Raw genomic sequence first — 7,628 nt, 5'->3', positions numbered from 1 at the left:
CTAACTTCATTATAGAACTTTCAGAACAAAAATGAAAACATATGATTTATTAGTCATAGGCTTTGGTAAAGCTGGAAAGACACTTGCTGCTAAGATGAGTTCTCTTGGCAAGAAAGTTGCTCTTGTTGAAGAAAGTTCTTCAATGTATGGAGGAACTTGTATCAATATTGGCTGTATTCCAACAAAAACATTAATCCATGCAGCTGAAAATCATTTAACATTTGAGCAGGCAATGGCTGAAAAAGAGGTGGTTATGCGTCGATTAAATCAGAAAAATAAAGCCAATGTGGTCAATGCTGGTGTAGATCTTTATGATGCTAAAGCAAGTTTTGTCTCTAATAAGGTTATTAAAATAGTTGCTGGCGAGGATAGTGAATGGTTAACAGCTGATACTATAGTGATTAATACAGGCGCCATTTCAAATCGTTTGCCTATACCAGGATTAAAGGAATCTAAAAATGTCTTTGACAGCACTGGTATTCAAAAATTAGAAACTTTGCCACAAAGGTTAGGAATCATTGGAGGGGGTAATATCGGGCTTGAATTTGCCAGCCTTTATGCTAATCTTGGCAGTAAGGTCACCGTTTTTGAAACTGCTAACCGTATTTTGCCACGTGAGGAGGATATCGTTGCGCAGCTAGCAAAAGAATACATGGAAGAAGACGGTATTTCCTGTTTTAAATGCTCAGATAAATGCTTTAGAAAATGATGAAGAGGATAATGTTATTTTAAGCAATCATGGTCAGAAAATGAGTTTTGATGCTGTCCTTTATGCGACTGGTCGTAAATCGAATATTACTGACTTGGGACTTGAAAATACAGATATTGTGGTAACAGACCATGGTGCCATTGAGGTTGATGATTATTGTGAAACTAGTGTTCCAAATGTTTATGCTGTTGGGGGTGTCAATGGCGGACTCCAATTTACTTATGTGTCATTGGACGATTATCGCATAGTTTTTAATAAATTAACTGGACAGAGTGATTATAACGCTAGTCAGAGAAATAATATCCCCACTACATTATTTATTAACCCTGCTTTGGCACGTGTAGGTTTAACAGAAAAAGAGGCTGCAGAGGCAAATCTTCCCTATAAAGCAAATGAATTAATGGTTTCAGCTATGCCTAGAGCTCATGTTAATGGCAACCTTCGAGGTATTTATAAGGTTATTGTTAATGAAAAAACACAAGATATTTTAGGAGCAACTCTTTTTGGTGAAGGTGCTCAGGAAAATATAAACCTGATTAAGTTAGCTATGGATAACCATATTCCATACACTTATATTAAGAATCAAATATTTACGCATCCTACTATGGCAGAGAACCTTAATGACGTTTTTAATTTTTAAAATAAAAGACGACCAGCAGATTGTCAAAAAATTGATAAAATCGTAACAAATTGATTTTAAAACAAGCAAAAAGCCCTAAACAAAGGGCTTTTTCTTATGATGTTTAATCCTCCCTATAGGGCTCGAACCTATGACCCATGGATTAAGAGTCCACTGCTCTACCAACTGAGCTAAGGAAGGACGATAAGCTGTATTGGCACCGTGATTCACGATTTGTATTGAACCCGCAATTACACTAGCAGGTGGGCAACTCTCTCTAACTTAGCTGCTTCCGCGTGTGACGGCTTGCATACTGTTAGAAGACTACTGTTTCCCTAAATACAAATATTCAGTCGGTCAACACATTGATGTGAATTCGTATGCCACAGCATAACCTATGCTTATATAATAGCACTTTTTGAAAATTTTTCAAGAGATAACCTGCTTTTTTCTCCAGAGTGTTTAAATACCTTACCGAGAAAGCTTATCAATACGCTCTTTGTTAGCAGCCAGTGCTCGCTCGTATTTACCTGTTTGATTGGGGTCAAAATAGTTTTTTCCGAACAATTTATCGGGTAAGTACTGTTGGTTGACCCATTTTTCGGGGTAGTTATGAGGGTACTTGTAGTCTTGGGCATTTCCTAATTCTTTGCTGCTAGCGTAATGCCCGTCCCGCAAATGGCGTGGAATAGGCAAGGTGCCGTTTTGGTGCAAGTCAGCAATGGCTTGGTCAATCGCGACCATGGCAGAATTGGATTTTGGTGATAGGGCTAAATCAATCACCACATTGGCAATCAAGATGCGGGCTTCAGGAAAGCCAATTTTTTGAGCAGCTTCAAGGGCTGTAACGGTGTGTATCTGGGCATCGGGATTTGCCAATCCGATATCTTCATAAGCAATGACGGTCAACCGTCTGGCTAAGCTTGGCAAATCTCCAGCTTCAATCAGACGTGCGGCATAATGAAGGCTGGCGTTGACATCAGAGCCACGGATGGATTTTTGTAGGGCGGACAAGACATCGTAGTGCCCATCTCCGTCTTTATCCATGGTAATATAGCTGCGCTGCAAGCTATTTTCAACGGTGCCAAGACTAATGTGACGGCTATTTTGGTTGTCTGGTTTGGTTGACATGACTGCCAAATCAAGCGAGTTAAAAGCAGAACGTAGGTCACCATTTGTTGCTGTCGCAATAAAATCAATGGCGTCTTCATCCATCACCACGTCAACCTCAAAACCACGTTCCTTGTTTGTCAGTGCGATTTGAAGAGCTTGCTTGATGTCTTCTGTGGATAAGGGCTCCAATTCAAAAATCTGAACGCGTGAGCGAATGGCAGGTGTGACAGAAAAGAATGGATTTTCCGTTGTCGCTCCAATCATAATAATGTTACCATTTTCAAGCAAGGGCAAGAGAAAATCTTGCTTGGTTTTGTCAAGACGGTGGATTTCGTCAAGCAACAGCACCAAACCACCAGAAAATTTAGCTTCCTCGGCGATTTCTTGCAGGCGTTTTTTGGTATCTGTCGTGGCATTAAAAGTCCGAAAAGCGTATTTGGTTGTGCCTGCGATAGCACTAGCAATTGAGGTCTTCCCAATGCCAGGAGGACCGTAAAGAATCATCGATGATAGCCGATTGGCTTCAACCATACGGCGAATAATTTTTCCTTCCCCAACCAGATGTTTTTGCCCGATCACCTGGTCAATCGTCTTGGGGCGCATACGCAAAGCGAGATTATTTGGCATGACGAATTTCCCCCTAGTGTTGTATTTATATGTTATTTCCTTTTAAGTATGATAAAATAATTGTAACACAAAAGAAGATTGGAAGAAATTTTTAATGGCTAAATTCGGCTTTTTATCAGTATTAGAAGAAGAAATGGATAAGCACTTCACCTTTGATTACGCAATTGATTGGAACAAGAAGAATCATGTTGTCGAAGTGACTTTTATTTTAGAAGCGCAAAATCAATCAGCTGTGGAAACCATTGATGACCAAGGGGAAATCAGCAACGAAGATATTGTTTTTGAAGATTATGTGCTTTTTTACAACCAAGCCAAATCAAGGGTTGATGAAGACGATTACCTAGTGACCCTCCCGTTTGACGCTAAAAAAGGCTTCTCTCGTGAATTCCTAGCTTATTTTGCCCAAACCCTAAACGACGTGGCAACCAAGGGCTTAGACGACTTGATGGACTTCTTGGCAGACGAGGAAAGCACCGATTTTGCTTTAGAGTGGGACGCAGAAAGTTTTGACAAAGGCAAAGCAGACCTAACAGAAACAACCTTCTTTGCTTATCCTAGGTATTAGGATGGTTGGGAGTTTCTAGTGGCAAAACGCGGTAAAAATATCAATATCTTTCTGATGGACGGAGAGGTTACAGGAAAAATAAAATGCACTCTTTCTAATTGGACAGGGGTTATTTATAAAGTACCTCGTATCAAATTAGGCGATTTGAAAATGCGTGAAGATATGAAGCAAAGTGGCATTTATTTTTTGTTTGGGCAAGATGATGAAACCCAAAAAGAAATTGCCTACATTGGTCAATCGACAACACGTAAAAATGGCGAGGGTGTTTTATTTCGTATTCAAGAACACACTCATGATAGTCATGCAGCTTATTTTAACAATGCTATTATTTTGACAACACAAAATAATTCTTTTGGGCCAACAGATATCTCTTATTTGGAAAATCGTTTCACCCAATTGGCAAAAGAAGCAGACCGTTACCTTATCAAAAATAGTAATGAACCCAATCCTGGTAACGTCACAGAAGAAAAACAGTCTGAGCTAGATGAAGTTGTGGATAACACCTTGACGATTATAGGAACCTTGGGCTATCGCTTATTTGTTCCAATGGTCAATAAAAGAGAGCCTGAGGAGCCAAGTCAGGATTCACTTTATCTTTATTTGAAAAGAAGAACTAAAAAATCTAATCAGACGATTACAGCGACCTGCGAACAAACTTCAGAAGGCTTTGTTGTTTTAAAAGGCAGTCAAATCGATCTTATCAATGCCCCGTCTTTGCCTGATAGTTTGAGGGAAAAACGTGATGAGTTACTACGCTTGGGACTTATTAAAGACGGTATATTACAGGAAGATCAACTGTTTTCAAGTCCGTCTTATGCGGCAGTTTTTGTTCTTGGAATGGCTGCCAATGGTCGAACGGAATGGAAAAATGATAAAGGGATTACCCTAAAAGAATTGGAAGAAGGAGCATAACAACCATGGACAAATGGCAAGAATTGACCGTTGAGGTCTTGAGAGAAGCTGAAGAAGCGGCTTCAAATATTTTAATTGAATTGGGGAGTCAAGGAGTCGCGATAGATGATAGCGCCGACTATCTTGGACGTGTTGGCAAGTACGGCGAAGTATTTCCAGAAGTCAAACAAGTGGATACTGTGAAAATCACGGCTTATTATCCCGAGCATGTGGATATCGATGCTGTGGAAAAAGAAGTGGCGCAACGTTTGTCGGCCTTGAGTGATTTTGGGGTGAATGCGGGCGACATTCACTATGACACGCAGGAACTAGCTGAGCAAGATTGGGCAGAAAATTGGAAAAAATACTACGAACCAACGCGTATCAGCCATGATTTGACTATTGTGCCAAGTTGGACAGATTACGAAGCCAAAACGGGTGAGAAAATCATTCGTCTTGACCCTGGGATGGCGTTTGGAACGGGGACTCACCCAACCACTAAGATGAGCCTTTTTGCATTGGAGCAAGTCCTTCGAGGGGGCGAAACGGTGCTTGATGTGGGGACAGGCTCAGGCGTGTTATCAATCGCTAGCTCATTGCTTGGCGCAAAGTCTATCTATGCTTATGACCTTGATGAAGTAGCGGTGCGCGTGGCGCAAGAAAATATCGATTTGAATGCTGGGACAGAAAATATCCACGTGGCGACAGGAAACCTTTTGCAAGGCGTAGACATTCAGGCAGACGTTATTGTGGCAAATATCCTCGCTGATATTTTGATCAATATGACAGAAGATGCCTACCGTCTTGTCAAAGATGAGGGTTACTTGATTATGTCTGGTATCATTTCTGAGAAATGGGAAATGGTACGTGAATCTGCTGAAAAAGCAGGCTTCTTCCTTGAAACCCATATGATTCAAGGCGAATGGAATGCTTGTGTTTTCAAAAAAACAGATGATATTTCAGGAGTGATAGGAGGGTAAATGCAACAGTATTTTGTAGCAGGCAAGGCACAAGATGAGGTGACTATCACTGATAAAGACACGATGAAACATATGTTTCAAGTTATGCGTCTCGCTGATGGTGACGAAGTTGTCCTTGTTTTTGATGACCACATCAAACGTTTAGCCAAAGTTCTTGATAGCAGTAGCCACCGTTTCCAAATCCTTGAAACTCTTGATAGCGATGTGGAATTGCCAGTTGATGTGACCATTGCCGTAGGATTCCCAAAAGGCGATAAATTGGAATTTCTTGCCCAAAAAACCACCGAACTTGGGGCAAACCAACTTTGGGCATTTCCAGCCGACTGGTCTGTGGTCAAGTGGGATGGCAAAAAATTAGCGAAAAAAGGCGATAAATTAGCTAAAATCACGCTTGGAGCTGCCGAGCAGAGCAAACGCAATCGTGTCCCAGAAGTCACATTATTTGAGAAAAAAGCCGATTTTCTAGCGGGGTTGTCATCATTTGATAAGGTCTTTATTGCTTACGAAGAATCAGCGAAAGAAGGCGAAACAGCAGCCTTGGCGCGTGAATTGTCACGCATGACAGCAGGAGAAAAACTGCTCTTTATCTTCGGACCAGAAGGCGGCATTTCACCCGAGGAAATCGCAGCCTTTGAAGCACACGGTGGCCAAACAATTGGTTTAGGCCCACGCATCATGCGAGCAGAAACCGCCCCACTCTATGCCCTCAGCAGCATCAGCTATGCCTTGGAATTGCAAAAGAGTAATTAGTTATATATAGAAATCCCCCTAGAACAGTCTTGTTCTAGGGGGATTGTTAGTTAAATTAAGATGGATGCATTAATATTCTTTTCTAGTGTTAAGGAAAGTAAAGTGGAGTTGTTTACCAAGCAAATGCATTTGTTGGTGATTTTAGAGCTGTAATCCAAGACTTATCTAAAAATCTACAAAGTGTAACAGAAAGGCCAGACATGTCTAAACTTGTGATTAGATGACCAGTTTTTATAAAAGAAATATTGAGTCTCTCTATATCTAATAACTGGAGAATGTCATCTGCTAAAACAAGTTCTTCTAATTTGGAAGCTCCCCCTAAATTATTGATTAAAAGGATAAATTCTTGTCCTTCTGTCCACTTGAATTTCATTTTGATCTTATTAATGAATTCAACAGCGAGTACTTCAGAGGATTCAAAAGATCTCATGCGATAACCAGGTTCCCCATGAATACCAATTCCATAAGAGATATATTGGCTTGGTAAATCAAAAATAGGTTCTTCATCTTTGAGAAGTGTAGCAATAGATGTTGATAGACTGAAAGCTATTTTTTCCAATTCATCCAGACTAGCTCCATTTTTGGCGGCTTGCCCTAATATTTTATGGAGTAAAATTGTTCCTGCAACCCCACGATGACGAATTTGAAAATTACTTTTCTCAACTGAAATGTCATCGTGAGAAATGGTATACTTGACTAAAATTCCTTCTTCTCTAGCTTGGTGAATTGTCTCAGAGAATTCTTTAATATCGGCCTCAAAATTTTTTATAATGATAAAAACACCTTTGCCATTATTAAGAAAACGTATAGTTTCTAGAATGTCATGAGCGCGAGGGGGGATAAAAATAGGACCACTAATAGCAGCGGTTAACATTCCATCTCCAACGTATCCAAAATGAGATGGTTCATGACACTTCCACCGCCTGATAAAATTGGTATAGTGTTTGGATCATGTTGATTATAATAAACAGTAGGTAGTTGTTTAAGTTGTGAGAGATGAGGGTATATGCGTGTAATAGCATTGATGTTTTGTTGAACGGTTGAATGGATTGAATTAATGATATGAACCATAAAGATACCTAGTTTTCTATATTTTTTTTGATAAGTTGTATTAGTAGTAGTGCTTGTTTTTGATAATCTTGGTCAGATAAAGTTAACGACTGTTTTATAGTACCAGCTATAGCTTGACTATGGTAATTAATAAATAGTTTATATTCTGTTTCAGAATCAAATGGTTGAGAATGATATTCTTTGACAATTTTAATAACAAGCTGTTGGCAATAAGTTTGGAAATATGAAGAGAAATCATTTTGATTAACAACCTTAAATAATTGTATATAAAAGTGTTTATTAATACTGAAATAATGTAATAAT

Annotated in this window: 6 protein-coding genes, 1 tRNA gene, 1 other RNA gene and 2 pseudogenes; 5 read left to right on the top strand and 5 right to left on the bottom strand. The window is 39.6% G+C overall.

The features are described 5' to 3' along the window. The first annotated feature begins 31 nt into the window (after positions 1 to 31). A pseudogene (locus B3473_RS05960) lies at positions 32 to 1,349 on the top strand (FAD-containing oxidoreductase). 107 nt (positions 1,350 to 1,456) lie between these two features. Here the strand turns inward: B3473_RS05960 and B3473_RS05955 are convergent. From B3473_RS05955 to B3473_RS05945, 3 genes are all read right to left on the bottom strand, one after another. Continuing rightward, positions 1,457 to 1,529 (bottom strand) — tRNA-Lys (locus B3473_RS05955). Between the two features lies 1 nt (position 1,530). Further along, positions 1,531 to 1,723, bottom strand: a non-coding RNA gene (ssrS, locus tag B3473_RS05950) — 6S RNA. A gap of 76 nt (positions 1,724 to 1,799) precedes the next feature. Next, entirely contained in the window at positions 1,800 to 3,068 is a 1,269-nt protein-coding gene (locus tag B3473_RS05945) for a replication-associated recombination protein A (protein WP_154454845.1), read from the bottom strand. Between the two features lie 94 nt (positions 3,069 to 3,162). On the opposite strand from B3473_RS05945, the gene B3473_RS05940 reads away from it, so the two are divergent. The 4 genes from B3473_RS05940 to B3473_RS05925 are packed head-to-tail and all read left to right on the top strand — an operon-like array spanning position 3,163 to position 6,254. Beyond that, entirely contained in the window at positions 3,163 to 3,633 is a 471-nt protein-coding gene (locus tag B3473_RS05940; RefSeq protein ID WP_168261144.1) for a DUF3013 family protein, read from the top strand. An 18-nt stretch (positions 3,634 to 3,651) separates the two neighbouring features. Continuing rightward, on the top strand, positions 3,652 to 4,545 hold the full coding sequence (locus B3473_RS05935; protein ID WP_235281094.1) for a GIY-YIG nuclease family protein: 894 nt from the start codon (positions 3,652 to 3,654) through the stop codon (positions 4,543 to 4,545). Between the two features lie 5 nt (positions 4,546 to 4,550). Continuing rightward, on the top strand, positions 4,551 to 5,504 hold the full coding sequence (prmA, locus tag B3473_RS05930) for a 50S ribosomal protein L11 methyltransferase (protein ID WP_154454847.1): 954 nt from the start codon (positions 4,551 to 4,553) through the stop codon (positions 5,502 to 5,504). Beyond that, the gene (locus B3473_RS05925; protein WP_154454848.1) at positions 5,505 to 6,254 is read left to right on the top strand and encodes a 16S rRNA (uracil(1498)-N(3))-methyltransferase; all 750 of its coding nucleotides are present in this window, start codon (positions 5,505 to 5,507) and stop codon (positions 6,252 to 6,254) included. It begins immediately after the preceding gene. A 112-nt stretch (positions 6,255 to 6,366) separates the two neighbouring features. Here the strand turns inward: B3473_RS05925 and dhaQ are convergent. After that, positions 6,367 to 7,325 (bottom strand): annotated as a pseudogene (gene dhaQ / locus B3473_RS05920) (DhaKLM operon coactivator DhaQ). An 8-nt stretch (positions 7,326 to 7,333) separates the two neighbouring features. Next, the coding region (locus B3473_RS05915) for a TetR-like C-terminal domain-containing protein (RefSeq protein ID WP_293677904.1) at positions 7,334 to 7,628 on the bottom strand (295 nt) is incomplete at its 5' end.

Source organism: Streptococcus sp. UBA632, assembly GCF_002300045.1.
Classification (GTDB): Bacteria; Bacillota; Bacilli; order Lactobacillales; family Streptococcaceae; genus Streptococcus; species Streptococcus alactolyticus.
This window is presented reverse-complemented; position numbering and strand designations above follow the sequence as displayed.

Excerpts from the sequence above, each read along its gene's own strand:
- B3473_RS05945 (WP_154454845.1), bottom strand. The coding sequence starts at position 3,068 with ATGCCAAATAATCTCGCTTTGCGTATGCGCCCCAAGACGATTGACCAG.
- B3473_RS05940 (WP_168261144.1), top strand. The coding sequence starts at position 3,163 with ATGGCTAAATTCGGCTTTTTATCAGTATTAGAAGAAGAAATGGATAAG.
- prmA (WP_154454847.1), top strand. The coding sequence starts at position 4,551 with ATGGACAAATGGCAAGAATTGACCGTTGAGGTCTTGAGAGAAGCTGAA.
- B3473_RS05925 (WP_154454848.1), top strand. The coding sequence starts at position 5,505 with ATGCAACAGTATTTTGTAGCAGGCAAGGCACAAGATGAGGTGACTATC.